The 16,932-nt window shown below is 64.0% G+C and carries 14 protein-coding genes; 10 read left to right on the top strand and 4 right to left on the bottom strand.

The window, feature by feature from the left end:
• Positions 1-41 precede the first annotated feature (41 nt).
• The 9 genes from H281_RS0105715 (at position 42) to H281_RS0105675 (ending at position 11,870) form a co-directional block, all read left to right on the top strand.
• A complete protein-coding gene (locus H281_RS0105715) occupies positions 42-1,511 on the top strand; it encodes a mechanosensitive ion channel family protein (RefSeq protein WP_020066119.1) in 1,470 nt (489 codons plus the stop codon).
• 201 nt (positions 1,512-1,712) lie between these two features.
• Positions 1,713-2,354: a hypothetical protein gene (locus H281_RS0105710; RefSeq protein ID WP_020066118.1), complete on the top strand. Its 642-nt coding sequence runs from the start codon at positions 1,713-1,715 to the stop codon at positions 2,352-2,354.
• 23 nt (positions 2,355-2,377) lie between these two features.
• On the top strand, positions 2,378-2,683 hold the full coding sequence (locus tag H281_RS34355; protein ID WP_020066117.1) for a DUF1427 family protein: 306 nt from the start codon (positions 2,378-2,380) through the stop codon (positions 2,681-2,683).
• A 114-nt stretch (positions 2,684-2,797) separates the two neighbouring features.
• Entirely contained in the window at positions 2,798-3,748 is a 951-nt protein-coding gene (locus H281_RS0105700; RefSeq protein ID WP_020066116.1) for a VOC family protein, read from the top strand.
• A gap of 226 nt (positions 3,749-3,974) precedes the next feature.
• Positions 3,975-5,360, top strand: coding sequence for an alginate export family protein (locus H281_RS0105695; RefSeq protein ID WP_020066115.1), 1,386 nt, complete (start codon positions 3,975-3,977; stop codon positions 5,358-5,360).
• A gap of 65 nt (positions 5,361-5,425) precedes the next feature.
• Positions 5,426-7,153, top strand: coding sequence for an FAD-dependent oxidoreductase (locus tag H281_RS0105690; protein WP_020066114.1), 1,728 nt, complete (start codon positions 5,426-5,428; stop codon positions 7,151-7,153).
• A gap of 11 nt (positions 7,154-7,164) precedes the next feature.
• On the top strand, positions 7,165-8,154 hold the full coding sequence (locus H281_RS0105685; protein ID WP_020066113.1) for an MBL fold metallo-hydrolase: 990 nt from the start codon (positions 7,165-7,167) through the stop codon (positions 8,152-8,154).
• Between the two features lie 72 nt (positions 8,155-8,226).
• Positions 8,227-8,742, top strand: a complete 516-nt coding sequence (locus H281_RS0105680) for a DUF3331 domain-containing protein (protein ID WP_020066112.1) — start codon at positions 8,227-8,229, stop codon at positions 8,740-8,742.
• Positions 8,743-8,855: 113 nt separating this feature from the next.
• Positions 8,856-11,870, top strand: coding sequence for a winged helix-turn-helix domain-containing protein (locus tag H281_RS0105675; RefSeq protein ID WP_020066111.1), 3,015 nt, complete (start codon positions 8,856-8,858; stop codon positions 11,868-11,870).
• 47 nt (positions 11,871-11,917) lie between these two features.
• Here H281_RS0105675 and H281_RS0105670 read toward each other — a convergent pair whose 3' ends face one another.
• Together H281_RS0105670 and H281_RS0105665 are read right to left on the bottom strand one after the other, a co-directional pair.
• On the bottom strand, positions 11,918-12,859 hold the full coding sequence (locus tag H281_RS0105670) for a LysR family transcriptional regulator (RefSeq protein ID WP_027804325.1): 942 nt from the start codon (positions 12,857-12,859) through the stop codon (positions 11,918-11,920).
• 111 nt (positions 12,860-12,970) lie between these two features.
• Positions 12,971-13,882 carry an MBL fold metallo-hydrolase gene (locus H281_RS0105665; RefSeq protein WP_020066109.1) on the bottom strand — a complete coding sequence of 304 codons (912 nt, stop codon included), beginning with the start codon at positions 13,880-13,882 and terminating at the stop codon, positions 12,971-12,973.
• Positions 13,883-14,083: 201 nt separating this feature from the next.
• Here H281_RS0105665 and H281_RS0105660 point away from each other — a divergent pair, with 201 nt between their 5' ends.
• On the top strand, positions 14,084-14,875 hold the full coding sequence (locus tag H281_RS0105660) for a phytanoyl-CoA dioxygenase family protein (protein ID WP_020066108.1): 792 nt from the start codon (positions 14,084-14,086) through the stop codon (positions 14,873-14,875).
• A gap of 57 nt (positions 14,876-14,932) precedes the next feature.
• On the opposite strand, the gene H281_RS0105655 is transcribed toward H281_RS0105660, so the two are convergent.
• The gene (locus H281_RS0105655; protein WP_020066107.1) at positions 14,933-15,832 is read right to left on the bottom strand and encodes a LysR family transcriptional regulator; all 900 of its coding nucleotides are present in this window, start codon (positions 15,830-15,832) and stop codon (positions 14,933-14,935) included.
• Between the two features lie 88 nt (positions 15,833-15,920).
• Positions 15,921-16,874 (bottom strand): 2-hydroxyacid dehydrogenase, encoded by a 954-nt coding sequence (locus H281_RS0105650; RefSeq protein WP_027804324.1) that lies wholly within the window; start codon positions 16,872-16,874, stop codon positions 15,921-15,923.
• Positions 16,875-16,932: the final 58 nt, after the last annotated feature.

The raw sequence follows: 16,932 nt of genomic DNA, 5'->3' as shown, positions 1-16,932 counted from the left end.
TGCCTGATCTTCATCGTGCCTTGCCGTAAGCGGGAATCACTATGCCGACTCTGACCGATGGCGTGCTCTATGGGCTCGGCATTCTGGTTCTCGACTTCCTCGCTTGGCGCTTCATGGGCCGCCGCAACGCGAACGCGCGGCTCGCGTTGCGCGTGATCATGTTCGGCCTGTCGAGCTATGTGCTCTTCACGCACGGCATGAATCCGCTGCGCGAGGCGCCGTGGGGCGCGGAGCCCGTGCGCCATCTGCTCGCGCAGATTCTCGAAGTGATCTGGTGGCTGCAGGGAGCGCGGCTCGTGACCGTCGTGCTCGATCGAATGGTGCTGCCTGAGACCTGGCACAAGGAGCGTCTGTTTCAGGACGTGCTCGGTGCTCTCGTGTTTCTGGCCGCCGCGGTCGGCGCGATCGCGTTCGTGTTGCAGCTGCCGGTGCGCGGGCTGCTCGCAACCTCGGGAGCGGTTGCGGTGGTGCTGGGTCTCGCGATCCAGAGCACGCTGAACGACGTGTTTTCCGGCGTGGTGCTCAACGCGACGCAGCCGTTCCGCATAGGCGACTGGATCACCATCGGCGAAGTGGAAGGCAAGGTGGTGGAAAGCAACTGGCGCGCGACGAGCTTGTTGAACGGGCAGGGCAACATCGTCGTGATCCCGAACAGCGTGGCGGCACGCACGAACATCGTCAATGCGAACCAGCCGATGGATACGCATGGCGTGAGCGTGCTGCTGCCCGTGAAACCGTCGATTCGTCCGGCGACCGTCCTGCAGGCGCTGATGCACGCCGCCGCCAGTTCGCCCGAGGTGCTCGCCGAGCCGAAGCCGCTCGTGAGCGTGAAGCGCGCCACCAACGACGCGATCGAGTACGAGATCGTCTGCTACGTCGACGCATGGAACAAGAAGATCGGCGTGCGCAACGACCTGTATGACCTCGCGCACCGGCATCTGCTGTCGCGCGGCGTGGTGTTGCGGCCATTGTCGGTAGCGGAGCCCACGGGTGAGCCCACGGACGAAAAGCAGCGGCTGTTGCACAACGTCCTGATCTTCCAGACGCTCGACGACGCGGAGATCGCCGAGCTCGCCGGCCAACTGACGCTGCACGAGTTCGATGTCGACGACACGATCTATACCGCCGCCGACGAAGGCGGGCATGAGCTGCACATTCTCGCGCGCGGGGTTGCGAAGGCCGTCGTGCAGAAAGACGGCGGCGAGGTCGAATTGCGCAGGCTCGCGCCGGGCGACTCGGTGGGCCAGTCGGGAATACTCGCCGGCGTGAGAACCGGGGTAGTCGTGCGCGCGGTCACACGCGCCACGGTGTTCCGGCTCGACAAAAGCGCGCTTACTCCGATCCTCGCGCGGCGCCCCGAAGTCGCGCGGGAAATGTGCCGGTTGCTCTCGGTCCATCACGAAAGCGAAAAGATGCTGCTTGCGACATCGGCCACCGCTGATGAGGGCAGCGGCGGCCTGCTGCAGTGGATCCGCGACGGCGTGCGGCGCTTTCACGAGCTTGCACTGTGAGGCGGCGGCCATTCGAATTCAGCTTTCGCTTAAGGCTTTTTAAGGTCGCGCCAAGGCTTTTATCGACGGCAATCGGTACGCTGAATGGGATCGCAAGGCGGCCCGTTCCGAGCCGCCATGCGCTGCATCGTGCGCAAACGAGGTCCCTCTGGCGACGAGGCCCGCGCAGATCGCCGGCGATCGGCATATGGAGGAGGTGACATGAAGAAAACCATTGCGGGCATCGACATGCCCGACAGTGCGATGGCCCGTGGGGCAACCGAACGGATTCGCGCGACCGAGTCTGCGTTGATGTTCCATCACGCGCAGCGGGCGTTTCTGTTCGGTGCGCTGACTGGCTATCGCGAGAACATGGTTTTCGACATGGAACTGCTTTATGTGGGCGCGATGTTTCATAACGTTGGCCTGAACAGCGCGCATCGGCGTTCGTCGTGCCGCTACGAAGTGGATAGCGCGAACGCCGCGCGCGATTTCATGCGCGAGCATCGGGCGGCGGCAAACGCGATCGACGAAGTATGGATGGCGATTGCATTGCACACGACGCCGGGCATTCCCGAGCATCTCGCGCCGCTCGTCGCGTTGCTCGCCGCGGGCGTGCAGATGGACGTGCGCGGTGCGCGCTACGACGAATACGCCGTCGACGAGCGTGACGAAATCGTGCAGGCGTGTCCGCGCGAAGTGGGTTTCAAGAAGCGGATTCTCGAGGAATACGCGCGCGGCATGGAACATCGTCCGCAAACGACGTTCGGCACGGTCAACGCCGACGTGCTCGACCGATGGGATCCGAATTACCGGCGTCTGAATTTTTGCGGGCTGGTGCTTGGTTCGGAATGGCCGAACTGACCCGGCCTCGATAGGAGATTGGCATGGGCTACATCATTTCACTGGGAGTCGGCTTCGGCGTCGGACTTCTCTACTGGCTGCTCAAGGTGCAGTCGCCGGCGCCGCCGCTGATCGCGCTCGCCGGCCTGCTCGGCATGGTGCTCGGCGAACACGCGATACCTGTGGTGAAGGCACAGCTCTTTCCACAGAGCGCGGCGGTGGAGGCGGCGTCGCCTTCGTCGACATTGCCGGTTGCCGCGCCGATGCCTGACAGTTCCGCGCAAAAAAGCCGGGCGCGCCCGGCGCCACGAAACAGGGCGGTTGATTGCAGATCGAGGCGCAGGTCCTGATCTGAAGCCATGACTCAAAGCCTTGGCCCAACCGCTGGCCCGCTCCCTGGTGCAACCCGTATCCGCCGGATCCGGATTGCACTCGAATTCTTCCAACATCATCAGGTAGATCACATGATCCATTTGCTTCAGCGTTTCCGTCCTCTCGCGGCAGTTTCCGCCGCGTTGCTGATCGGCCTCGCGCCGCTCACCTCCGCTCACGCCGATGCCGGCCCGCCCGAAGTCGCAACCGCCAACACCGCGCTCGCCGCGCGCCAGCCGGATGTGTCGGTCGGTCCGCAATACGACACGACGCACGTGTACGTGGCGTCTGCGGATCTGGACGCGTTCGTCAACAGCTTTATCGCGACGTTCGGCGGCAAGGCGTCGCCGCGCGCGGTGTTCACCGTCACGCCGACGCCCAGCAAGACCGCGTCGCAATATGTGCAGACGCCGGTCGGCATGCTGTCGGTGTTCGGCTTCGAAACGCCGGTTCCGTATCCGTTCGGCAATGAGCGCACGGGTTATCTGGTTACGAACATCGATCAGGCGGTGAAGGCCGCACGCGCGGCGGGCGCGGATGTGCTCGTGGACAGCTTCGACGACCCCATCGGCAAGGACGCGATCATCCAGTGGCCGGGCGGTCTGACGATGCAGCTCTACTGGCACACGAAAGCGCCGAACTATGCGCCGCTGCAGAGCGTGCCGGATAACCGCGTGTATGTTTCGCGCTACGAGGCGAACAACTTCGTGCGCCGCTGGCTGCACTTTTCGCACGGCAAGATCGTCTCGGACAACCCGCGCGCCGACGCCGGCGTGATCGGCCGCCCGGGCGAAACGATCCGTGAGATTCGCATCGCCTCGGGCTTTGGCCGCATGGTGGTGTTCGTCACCGACGGCAAGCTGCCGTTCCCGTTCGGCCGCGAGACGACCGGCTATGGTGTCGACGATCTTGCACAGACGCTGCAGCGCGCGCAGGCGGCTGGCGCGAAGGTGGTTTATGCGCCGTATAACAGCGCAACGGGCAAGACGGCAGTGCTCGAATTCCCGGGCGGATATATCGCCGAAGTGCACGATGGCCGATAAAGCGCGCGCAATCAGAGCGCTGCTGACAGTGGGGCCGCGTCGGCCGCGTTCGTCAGAGCGAGCCGCGCGAGCGCGGCTTGGGCGGGGCGCTGCGCTGGGTGCTTGGCTGCTCGGCAAGCGGCCCGCAGCGAGCCTCAAGGCCAGCCTGAGCGCACGGCTTAGGGTGGGGCTTACCGTGGGGCTTACAGCGGGGCTCACAGCGGGGCTAACGGCGGCACTGCCGGCAATGGCAGCCGACACCGCGCTCGGCAGCGCCGACGACACTGCGGCCGTGAGCGCTCCGGCGGCAAGCACCTCGTGCGCGCGCCCGACGGTGATGTTCAACCGCTGGCAGGAAAACTGGTCGGCGCTCGCAAATCCTTGCGTACCCAAGCGCCCGTTCGACTCGCTCAAGTACATTCCGCTGTTCGGCAATCCCGACGCGTACGTGTCGCTCGGCGTCGTGCTGCGCGAGCGGCTCGAAATGAACGACGCGCCGCTCTTCGGTCTCGGCGCGGGGCACGACGATACGTATCTGCTGCAACGCCTCGAAGTGCATGCGGACGTGCACCTCGGTCCTCACGTGCAGATCTTCACCCAGTTCGAGGACGCCCGTCCGTACGGCAAGGACAATGTCACCCCGGTCGACAAGAATCCGCTCGACTTGCGCCAGGCGTTTGTCGCTATCGTCGAGCCGCTCGGCCCCGGCGTCGTGAAGTTCCGGCTCGGCCGCCAGGAGATGGCGTTCGACTTGCAGCGCTTCATCTCCGTGCGCGACGGCCCGAATGTGCGCCAGGCCTTCGACGCGATCTGGGCCGACTACGAGACGGGTCTCTGGCGTTGGATCGCGTATGCGACGCAGCCGGTGCAATACCGCGACAACAGCGATTTCGACGACGTGTCGAACCGGCATCTGACGTTCAGCGGTGTGCGCGTCGAGCGCAAAGCGGTCGGCCCCGGCGACGTATCCGCGTATTACTCGCGCTACAACCGCAGCAATGCGCGTTTTCTCGACGCGACCGGCGACGAGCACCGCGATGTATTCGATGCACGCTATTCCGGCACGCTGAACCACGTCGACTGGGACATCGAGACGATGTATCAGTCGGGGCATGTCGGCGCGAAAACGATCGGCGCGTGGGCGGTCGGCTCGCTCGCGGGCTATACGTTCGCCTCGACGCCGTGGACGCCGCGCGTCGGTATTCAGGTGGATGCGGCTTCCGGTGACACCCATCCTGGCGATGGCCGCGTCGGCACCTTCAATCCGCTCTTTCCGAACGGCTACTACTTCGCGCTTGCGGGTTACACCGGCTATACGAACCTGATTCACGTGAAGCCGTCGCTGATCGTCAAGCCGACGAGCAAGCTCTCGCTGCTCGCAGGCGTTGGCCTGCAATGGCGTGAGACCACCGCCGACGCTGTCTATCAGCAAGGCTCGGCGGTCGTGCCGGGCACGGCGGGACACGGCTCGCGCTGGACCGGTTTCTATACCCAGTTGCGCGCCGACTGGGCAGTCACCGCGAATCTCGCGGCGGCGCTCGAAGCCGTGCATTTCCAGGTGGGACCGTCGCTGCGCGAACTCGGCGCGCGCAACGCCGACTACATCGGCGCGGAACTGAAGTTCGGATGGTAGCGCGTAGGTAAGTAGCGGCTGATATCGGATCGATTGAGGCCGTCACGAAAACAAAGGTCATCGTTATGAGCACTTCCGGTTTATCGCCCGACGTGGCGCAACCGTCCGAGCTGGAGTTCCCGTATTCGTCGCTCGAATACCGGCAACATCAGATGTTCCCGCGTCTGTCGCCTGCGGAAATTCAAAGCCTGCGCCGCTTCGCGCGGCCGATGAACTTCAAGGCAGGCGAACTGATCTTCGAGACCGGGCAGGTCGCGCTGGGGCTTTTCGTGTTGCTGCATGGCCGCGTGCGGATCTTTTCGCGCGACAGCTTCGGCCGCTCGACGCTCGTGACCGAGCACGACGACGGCCATTTCATGGCGGAGATGGCGCAGCTTTCCGGCAAGCCCGCGCTGATCGACGGCCTCGCGCTGACCGATGTCGAGACGCTCGTGATCGAGCCCGAGCGTCTGCGAGCGCTGATCGTCGCCGATGCGCAACTCGGCGAGCACATCATGCGCGCGTTGATTCTGCGCCGGCTCGGACTGATCGAGCAGGGGCTCGGGCCGATTATCGTCGGTAATGGCGACGACGCACGCCTCGTGGGATTGCAAGGCTTCCTGCGGCGCAATGCGTATCCGGCGACGGTGATCGATGCGCGTTCCGATCCCGAAGCCGTGACCCTGCTCGGCGGCATGACGACCGGGCCCGGCGACTTTCCGCTCGTGTTCTGCCCGAACGGGCATGTGCTGCGCGCGCCGGACGAGGCGCAACTCGCGTCGTGCCTCGGACTCGTGCCGACCTTCGAGCAGTCGCACAGGTACGACGTCGCGATCGTCGGCGCGGGTCCGGCCGGACTGGCGGCGTCGGTCTATGCGGCTACCGAGGGGCTCTCGGTGGCCGTGTTCGATCAGCGCGCGCCAGGCGGCCAGGCCGGCGCGAGTTCGCGCATTGAAAACTATCTGGGCTTTCCGACCGGCATCTCCGGGCAGGCGCTCGCCGCGCGCGCGTTCCAGCAGGCGCTGAAGTTCGGCGCGCACCTCGCGATTCCAGGCAAGGTCACCGAAGTAACGCGGCAAGACGGGATGTTCGTGCTGACGCTCGTCGACGGCCAGCGCATCAGCGCGCGCACGGTCGTAGTGGCGAGCGGCGCCGCATACCGCAAGCCGACAGTGCCGGGCTTCGAACGTTTCGAGGGGCGCGGCACGTATTACTGGGCGTCGACCATCGAAGCGAAGCTCGTCAAAGGCCAGGACATCGTGCTGATGGGAGGCGGCAACTCGGCGGGCCAGGCCGTGGTGTTTCTCGCGAACTTCGCGCGCAGCATCCGCATGCTGATTCGCGGCCAGGACCTCAACGCGAGCATGTCGAAGTATCTGATCGACCGCATCGGCTCGCTGCCAAATGTGTCGTTGTGCACCGGCTGCACGCTGCGCGCGCTCGAAGGCGATGAAGCAGGGCTCACGCATCTACGCGTGCGCCACGAAGCGAGCGGCGAAGAGGAAGTCCTGGCTTCGCGGCATCTTTTTCTCTTTATCGGCGCGGAGCCAAAAACGGATTGGCTCGCCGCAAGCGGCGTCGAGCTCGACAATCGCGGCTTTCTCCTGACCGGCATGGCGAGAAGCGGGCAGGGCGCGTCGGCGGCCAGTGCGCACTATCCGCTTGAAACCAGCGTGCCGGGCATGTTCGCGGTCGGCGACGTGCGCTCGGATTCCGCGAAACGTGTCGCCGCCGCGGTCGGCGACGGCGCGGCCGTCGTCGCCCAGATTCATGCGTACCTCAGCCAGTCCACGAAGCTCGCGGCCAACCCCTGACGGAGCAGACGATGAAGTCGATTCAACGTAGCGCAACCCTGCATGCGGCGGCCTGCTGCGTGCTGTTATTGAGCGTCGTCACGAGCCTGTGGAGCGGCGTGGCGTTTGGCGCCGCGCCTCAGGTCAGGACTCAGGGCCCGGGCTTTTACCGGATCATGCTCGGCGGCTTCGAAGTGACCGCGCTGCTTGACGGCACGCATCCGTTTCCGATCGACACCGTGATCGAAGATGTTCCGAAGGCGGAGATCGCGCGCGACCTGGATCGCGATTTCCTGCAGGCGCCGGTGCAAGGCTCGATCAACGCGTTCCTGATCAACACGGGCTCGAAGCTGATTCTCGTCGACTCCGGCGCGGGCGTGCTGTATGGCGATTGTTGCGGCAAGCTGCTCGCCAATCTGCGGGCGGCCGGCTATCGGCCCGAACAGATCGACGAGGTGCTGCTGACGCATCTGCATAAGGACCATGTGGGCGGCATCGCGACGAGCGGCGCGATGGCCTTTCCGCATGCCGTCGTGCGCGTGAGTCAGACCGAAGCCGACTACTGGTTGAACCCGGCCAACAAGTCCAAAGCGCCGGCCTTTCTCAGCACTTTCTTCGACGCTGCCAGTGCGAGCGTCGCCCCGTATATCGCGGCGGGCCGCTTCAAACCTTTTCAAGGCGATGTCGAGCTCGACCCAGGCATTTGCGCCGTCGCGCTCGATGGACACACGCCCGGCCACACCGGCTATCTGGTGCAAAGCGGCGCGAATCGCCTGCTCGTGTGGGGCGACATCGTGCATGTGGCGGCGATCCAGTTGCAGAACCCGACGGCATCGGTCGAATACGACACCGATGCCGCCGCGGCCCAACGTTCGCGACGCAGCGCGCTCGAACTCGCTGCGAGGGAGCGCTATCTGATCGGCGCCGCGCATATCGCCTTTCCGGGCCTCGGGCACATCAGGCAGAACGGTAACACGTACGACTGGGTGCCGGTCAATTACGAAGCGGCGCCGGCTCAGTGAGGCAGCGTGGCCGGGCGACGCTGCCGGCCACTTCTGTTATGAGCGCTGCGCCAACTTTCGAGGAGAATCACGATGCACATCGAATCCCCGGCCAGGCAATGCAAGACTGCAGCGAGGCACGAAGCGGACGTGCATCATGACGCTTGCCGCTTGGCGCACGACGATCACGCGGCCACGCACGACGAGAGCCTTGCGCCGGTATGGAGTCACGTGATCAAGCGGCTCCTTGCCGGTTATCGCGGCGAAGCGGAAGGCGAAGCCTATCTTGCACCGCCGCTGACGCGCGAGGCCGCCAATGAACCGTCGCGGCACCGGCAGGTCGAGGTGATCGAGCGTCTGTCCGAAACGTCGATCGCCGTCCTCTGGCAGGACGCCACGCTATGCCGTTACGCGGACCAGGTATGGATCAGTTGCCGTGCGAGACTAAAGGGACGCTGCGCGGTGAGCGGGGCGACGATCCGCCGTAATGATCTCATCTACAAACCGAGGGTTCGCAGCGCAGTCCCGGTCAACGCGGCCGCGATGATTCTGGCGTCGGTCGTCGACCTGCAGCACCCGCTGGTTCAATACAAAAATTTTGAACGATAGCTTCAGTTTTTTCCGCGCATGCGAAGTTGCGGTTGGTCTAGACTTCGGGGACTCATCGCCGGGCCGCTGTTGCCCGGCAGCTTCTCCACCGGTTGCGTCCTGGATACCGCCTCATGATTCGCATCGGACCTCTTCAAGTGGACCTTGCCAGTCGGGAACTGCTTCTCGACGGACAACCCGTGCGCATCGGCAGCCGCGCATTCGACATGCTGGCCGTGCTGATCGCCGCGAAGGGCGAACTCGTGTCGAAGAACGACATGTTGAAAGAGGTGTGGCCCGACACCATCGTTGAAGAGAACAATCTTCAGGTTCATATGTCCGCGCTGCGCAAGGTGCTCGGCGAAAGCCGCGGACTCATCCAGACTGTATCGGGCAGGGGCTACAGGCTCGTCGCAAGGCAGTCGCCGCTGCCGCCCGCCAACGGCGTCAATCAATCCGATTCCCGAGTAGCCGATGACCGGCAGGTTCGTTCCGCCGGTCAGGTGCCCCACAATCTACCCGCGAGTTTTTCGCCGCTGATCGGCCGCGACGGGGCGCTGCGCGACGTCGCGCGCACGCTCGCGTCGGCGCGGCATGTCACGCTTCTCGGCGCGGGCGGCATCGGCAAGACACGCCTCGCGGTCGAAGTCGCGCGATCTCTGCTCGACCAATATCCGGACGGCGTCTATCTGGTCTCGCTGGCGTCCACGTCGGACGCAAACAGCGTACTCGCGATGTTCGCTGCGAGCGTGGGCGTGAGCAAGGCGAGCGGTCCGCTCACGCTTACGCGGGTCAGCCGCGAATGGGGCGAACGGCGCGTGCTGTGCGTGCTCGACAACTGCGAGCACGTGCTCGGCCCCGCTGCGGAACTCGCCGATGCGCTGCTCAATGCGGGCCCTGGCGTGCGTGTTCTCGCAACGAGCCGTGAGCCGCTGCGCGTCACCGAAGAGCATTTATATTGGGTCGCCTCGCTCGACGTTCCTTCGCACGACGATCAAGGTGAGCACGTGCTTCAGTGCAGCGCCGTGCAGCTATTCATGTCGCGCGCCCGAGCAATGGACGCGCGTTTGTCGTCCGACGAGCGAAGCATCCAGCTGACCGGCACGGTGTGCCGCCGGCTTGACGGCATACCGCTCGCAATCGAACTGGCCGCGGCCCGCGCGGCGATCCTCGGCATAGAAACGCTCGCGGATCATCTCGACGATCGCTTCAATATGCTCACGGGCGGCAATCGTACGGCGCTGCCCCGGCATCAGACGTTGAAGGCCACGCTCGACTGGAGCCACGGGCTGCTCGACGACGCGGAGCGCGCAACGCTGCGCAGGCTCGGCATTTTCGTCAACAGCTTTTCGATGGACGCGGCCATCAGCGTCGTGACGGACATCGGCTTGCGCGAGCAGGAGGTGATTGCGGCGCTGTCGGGCCTCGTCGAAAAATCGCTGGTCGTTGCCAAGGTGGAGCGCGGCCGCGCGAGCTATCGGCTACTCGAAACCACTCGCGCGTACGCACTGCAAAAGCTCGACGACAACGGCGAGCGGCGCGCCGTCACGCTCAATCACGCGCGCTATTTTACGGGCTTGCTGGAGCGCTACATGTCGGCCGAAGCACGCTCCGAGGAGGCCGACGCCGACCGTTGGCATTCGCGTATGCGTGAATGGCTCGACGATCTGCGCGCGGCGCTCGGCTGGGCGCTTTCGTCGAAGGGCGACGATGCGCTCGCAGAGAAACTCGCGGTCAAAGTGGTCGCGCTGCTGTACGAACTGTCACTCGTCGACGAATGCTGCGCGTGGGCGCGGCGCGCGCTCGATAGCGTTGCGCGAACGCATGGCGGCTCGGGCTCGACGCGGCATTTGCGAGTTCGCATGCAACTGCTCGCCGCGCTCGGTGCGGCGCTCGTCTATGTGAACGGACCGAACCGCGAAACGCTCGCGATCTGGGCCGAGGTGCTCGCGCTGGCCATCGCGCTCGGTGACCACGCATTCGAAGCGCGCGCGTTGTGGGGTATGTGGAACGCGAGCCAGTCTTCAGGCGCGGCGCGAAATGCGCTTGCGTTCGCGCATCGTTTCGCGTCTCTCGCGGCGCAGACGGGCGACGCAAGCAACGACATCCTTGCTTCGCGCCTTCTCGGCATCGCGTCGCACTACGCGGGCGACCAGCAACAGGCGCGCGCGTCACTCGAACGGTTTCTTCAGCACACCGACACGCTGCAGCACGGCTTGCCACTCGGGCAGTCGATCGATCAGGGCGTGGTGGGACGCGCCACGCTTGCGCGTCTGCTGTGGTTTCAGGGCTCGCGTGACGAGGCGCTCGATCTGGCCGAAGCCTGTGTCGCGAGCGCGTGTGCGCAGGACCAGGCCATCGTCACCTGCTACGTGCTGGTCGAAGCGGAGATCCCGCTTGCGCTGCTGTCGGGCAAACGCGAGCGCGCGGCTGACGCAATTGCATTGCTGCGCGATGTGTCGGCTCGTACGGGTCTCGGTGTATCGCAGGCATGCGCCCGCGCTTTCGACGAGTATCTGCGCTCGCTCGACGACGTGAGCCCCGAGCGGCTGAATGCGTTTCGCGCCGCCTTGGACGAACTCGACTCACTCGAGTACGGTGCTCAACGCGCGATGCTCGTCGCGCGGTACGGTCTTGCATTGGGGCGCGCCGGGCGACGCGACGAGGCAATCGCAGCGGTGACGCGAGCCTTGGCGCAGTGCGACGAAAGCGGCGATCACTGGTATGTGGTCGAACTGCGGCGCGCGTACGGCGAACTGCTGTTGCTCGGCGCTGCGGGCTCGCCGCCAGGTGGCGATGTCGTCACGGATGCCGAGGCGTGCCTGACCGCCGCGATGGAGGAATCGCTCGCACAAGGTTGCCGCTCGTTGCAATTGCGTGCCGCGACGAGTCTCGGCCAGTTGTGGTGGGCGCAAGGGCGCGCTGCCGACGCGGTGCGTCTCGTCGAATCCGCGTGCGCGAGGCTAAGCCAGGGGCGCGATCTCGAGGACTTCGCGGCCGCGCAACAACTGCTCGATGCCGCGAGAGTTGCGTCCCGGGTCGTGTTGCCGCGCGTGGACAGGCAGGGCGAGGTGGACCTGCGTCTGAGCCCGCATTTGAACTCGCGTCTGCCGAAGCGTACGCGGCAGAAAGTCAGCGAAGGCCGCTAGCTGCGCCGAGCGGTTGGATCGCCCTGCGGGGCATGGCGTTCGCCCTGTCACGCGTTCACTTGCGTCTGCTGCGTCTGCTGCATCTGCTGTTGCACCGCTTTGTCGATCAGATCCGGCTGATCCAGCCGATCGACCCACCAGCGCAGTGCCTTACCCGTCTCGTCGTCGCGCCACGCCAGATAAAAGTGCGTGACATCACGCATGCCGAGCACTTCTTTCTGGACGAGTTCACCGCGCCTGAGCGCGTCGATGGCGAGGCACTCGGGAATCGTGCCCGCAGCGAGCCCGCGCAATTGCGCAGCGAGCTTCGTTTCGAGCGTGGGCACGGTCAGCACTTCCTGATTAACTGCAAGCGCAATGGTGCGCGGTGCGAGATCGCGCGACGTATCGCCGATCGCAACCGCTCGATGCCGTGCGACAACATCGAGCGTAAGCGGCCCGGGCAACGACGCAAGCGGGTGCTGCGGCGCCACCACGAACACGTGCCGCAGCGAGCCGATAGGCTTCGCGATGAGATTCGGGATTGCCGGCGGATCGCCCGCGGCGCCGACAATCAGATCGGCACGGCGTGTGAGCAGCGCATCCCAGGAACCGCCCAGTACTTCTTTGGACAGATGCAGGCGCGTGTCGAGCTTCAGCCCGTAAAACTCGTCGACGTGATCCCACAGCAGCGCGAACGGAATGATTTCGTCGACGGCCACGTACACGTCGGACTCCCAGCCCTGCTCGATGCGCTTTGCCTTGGATTCCAGGTCTTCCGCCGCCGCCAGAAGACGGCGGCCTTCCTCGACGACCACGCGTCCCGCATGCGTGAGGGTGGCGCGCCGGCCGCTGCGGTCGAACAGCTTGACGCCAAGATCCAGTTCGAGCTTCTGCACGAGATAGGTTAGCGACGAAGGAACCTTATGCAAGGTTTCGGCAGCGCTTGCAAACGTGCCGGTTCGATCGACGGCGTCGAGTACCTGGAGAACTTCAAAGGAAAGGTTCATGGCGAAGAGTGAAATCCATCTGGGCCGGACGGCTGAAGCGCCCAGCATACTGGATTTCATCGCGCTCGCGGGTGTCTCGCGGTTGTGCTTATCGTCCCGCTTCTCGTACCGTCACACAGTGCGGCCGTTTGACGACAGCGAGGCTTGCATGGCGTCGGACCCGTGTCCCGGCCTCTGCGCAGGCACATTTGCAGCGCGCTTTGCGAGCCGTTCGAATTCGGTCACGTCGTGACTGCAGAATACGGTCACAGCGGACTCGCGCAGCGCGAGTTCGCGTAAGCGGCGCTGATTGTCGAAACGCGCCGTGCGGTCCTTCTCCAGCATCCACTGATACATGCGAAGCCCCGGCGTGCAATGCGGCGTGGCATGCATCTCCCCGTGATAAAAGTAGGCGTCGGCGGCGTTGAAAAGCCATTGCTCGCCCGTCGTGTTTACGGCGATTCCCGCATGCCCGAACGTATGTCCGCGCAACGGAACGACGAGCAGTTCAGGCGGCAGTCCGTCGAGTTGCTGCACTCGCGAGAAGCCGTTCCACGCTTCGCCTGCACTCGCCTGATACACGCGCCAGTTCACCGAAGTAGACCATTGTTGTGGACGAAAACGTTGGCGGTCCATCCACGTCTTTTGCTCGAACGCGTAATCGCGCTCCACTTGCAACATATGCACGGTCGCATAAGGAAAATCGTCGAGCCCGCCGGCGTGATCGAAGTCCAGATGACTCAGCACGATATGCGTGACGTCGCGTGGACTGAAGCCGAGACGCTGAATCTGGCGGATCGCAGTCATCTCCTCGCGGAAATCGGGACTCACGAGCCCGAGAAAGAAACGGCTGATGCGCGAGCGCGGATCGGCGACGTCGCGCAGCCCAAAGCCGGTATCGACCAGCACGAGTCCCGCGGTGGTCTCGACAAGCAGGCAATGGCAGGTGAGCAGCCCGCGCTCGGCGAGCGACCGGGTGCGCCCGTCCATCAGGCGGCCGCCCAACGGACAGGTGGAAATGCAGTTGAGATGGTGCACGATCATCGCTTTTCTGCCGGAGCCGGAAGGTTCCGTAGTCTGGCGCAAGCGATATACCCGGCCGCGCCAGTTACGCCGCTAGCTGGACATGAGCAGCGCGGCGCCGCAAAAACGGTACGCAAACGCGTGCGACCTTTTCAACGCTCAAGACAGCGCGTCGACGACGCGGTACATTTGAAGTCCGTACAAAAAATCACGGAGACAAATGTGGGACGCTATTCAGAGGGCCAGCTTGACGAGTTTGCCGCGGCGTTCGAACGCGACGGAATGGTCGTATTGAGAAACCATTTTCCGGCGGAAAAGCTTCGCGCATGGGCCGAGGCTTTCAAGCCGTTGCTCGACGAGCGGCTTGCATCCAAAGCGACGGCCGTACGCGGTGAAAACCGGCACTACATCACGCTGCCGTTTACCGGCGTGTTTGCCGACGAAACCATCTTTTGCGATGCGGACGTGCTCGCGATAGTCGAGCGCGTGGCGGGCGACGATCCTGTCATGTGCCAACTCGCCACCGACACGCCGCTCAACGGCTCCACCTATCAGGACGTGCACCGCGACACGCCGGCGTTGTTCGACGGCGAGCCCGAAACGCCTTCGTTCCAGCTGGCAGTGAACTTCCCGTTATGCGATGTCACGCTGGAAAACGGTCCGTTCGAAACCACGCTCGGCACGCATCGTATGCGCTCGGACGAAGCGTTGCAGGCATGGCGTGAAGGGCGTGTGCCATTGCAGGCGATTCCAATGAAGCTGGGCGATGTAATGATCCGCGACGTGCGTGCGCTGCATCGCGGCACACCGAACAAAACCGACGTACCGCGTCCTATGGTGGTGATCGGCTACAGCAGAAGCTGGTACTTTCGGCCCGAAGTGCATATCGACGTACCTGCGGCTGTCTACGACCAGTTGAGCGCGCGGGGCAAACGGTTGTTGCGATACATGCCGCGGGTCGAAGAACTGGATACCGCACCGGGTGCCGAGAACTATCGGAAGTTTGCTTATTGACGGGTGTTTTTGCGTTTCGTGTGATGCGTTGGGAGGCGCGGTTGCCGGACCGGAAAATCAGCCCCGCGCCTTCCGCGCAAAGTACTCCGCAGCCATTAACCGGAAAGCAATGACGGCCGGATTGTCCTGATCCGCTCGCCAGGCCATGCTCATCTCCGCCTGGATCGAATGCTGCGCAATGAACCGGAATTCCACATTGTCGTAATGGAACCGCTGCGCCGACGCGGGCAAAATCGCAACGCCTAGCCCCGCGCGCACGAGCGACAGAATGGTGGGCGTCTGATCGATGTACTGCGCAATGTTCAGATTCACGCCTTCGGTCGCGAGCATCCCCATGATGCGGTCGTGAAAGTACTTCCCTTGCGTGGGCGAATGCATGATGAAGGGCTGCTCGTCGAGTTGCCTCAATGCGATCTGCTCGAATTGACACAACATGTGCCGCTTCGGCAGCGCGACGATCAACGGTTCTTCGTCGACGAGAAGGAACTCGAGCTTCTGCCTGGATGGCAAAGGCCGGAGAAAGCCGAGATCGATCGTGTTCGCGGCAAAGGCTTCGATCTGCGCAGCCGAGACCAGTTCGAGCAAGACCACGTCGATCTCGGGCAACACTTCGGCTGCCGCCACCAGCAACTCGGGAATCAGTTCATAGCCTGCCGCGCCGGTGAAGCCAAGACGCACGCGCCCGGTTTTGCCCTTGCTCGCGCGCCGTACCGTGCTTTCCGCCTGCTCGGCGAGATTGAGCAGACGCGTGGCGTCCGCGAGAAAGACGCGGCCTTCCGTCGTCAGCTTGACCGTGCGGCCAATGCGTTCGAAGAGCATGACGCCCAGGTTGTCTTCGAGTAACTGGATCTGTCTGCTGAGCGGCGGCTGCGTCATGTTCAGCAGCGCAGCCGCACGCCTGAAGTTCAGTTCTGTTGCCGCCGCAACGAAGCAACGCACTTGTCCGAGATCGAGCATTCTTGTATCGACATGGATAGGGAAGTCGACGGTCATTATAGGTGCGCACGCTCTCGCTCGATCCACGCATGGCAGAACAGCCGCTGCTTCAGGTCGTGAGGCTGCCCTCGGGACGTTGCCCGGCGAGCGCCTGCGCAAGGCTTGCAAGCACCATTTCACCCATCGCCGTGCGAGATTCGATCGTGGCGCTTGCGCGATGCGCCTGCAGCACGACACGTTCCATTTCGAAGAGCGCGGACGGCACATTCGGTTCGTCCACGAACACGTCGAGACCCGCGCCCGCGATCACGCCGCCACGCAACGCGTCGACCAGATCGCTTTCGACCACCAGCTTGCCGCGCGCCACGTTGATCAGGTAACCGTGCTTGCCCAACGCGTCGAGTACCGCGGCATTCACGATGCCTTGCGCCTTGTCGGCGGCGGCCGCCAGCACCAGAAAATCGCAGCCGCGCGCGAGCGACAGCAGGTCGGCAACGAACGGATACGCGACATCGTCCATGCGTCGTAAATCGGTGTACGTGATAGGGCAATTGAACGCAGTAGCGCGTTGTGCAATTGCGCGACCGACTTTACCCATCCCGACGATGCCCACTCGCTTTCCGCTCAGACGGTGCGACAACGGCAATGCACCCGGATGCGGATTCTTCTGCCAGTTGCCCGATTTGACGAACTCGTTGCCCGCGCAGATTTCGCGGCACACCGCGAGCATCAAACCGATGGCGAGGTCGGCGACATCTTCGGTCAAGGCGCCGAACGTTGCCGTGACCGGAATGCCGCGCGAACGCGCGAATTCGAGGTCCACGGCATCGGTGCCCACGCCGTTCACTGCAATCACCTCCAACGCGGGCAACCGTTGAATCATGTCGTTTGCGATGCCCGTATGTCCGCCGGTGATCACGCCTCTAATCGACTGCCCGTGCTCGCGGATATACGCGTCCTTATCGTTCTGTTCGAAGAGGCGATGCACGGTGTAGAGCGAGGCGAGCGTGTCGTTGATCGCGGGAATCAGAATAGGGTTCAGTTGCAGAATGTTCGGTTTCATTCCGTGCGCTCCTTTGTTGTAGTTGGCGGTCGTCGCGACGCCGTATCCGGCGCACGCA

It is taken from the genome of Paraburkholderia caledonica (assembly GCF_000383275.1).
Taxonomy (GTDB): domain Bacteria; phylum Pseudomonadota; class Gammaproteobacteria; order Burkholderiales; family Burkholderiaceae; genus Paraburkholderia; species Paraburkholderia caledonica.
This window is presented reverse-complemented; position numbering and strand designations above follow the sequence as displayed.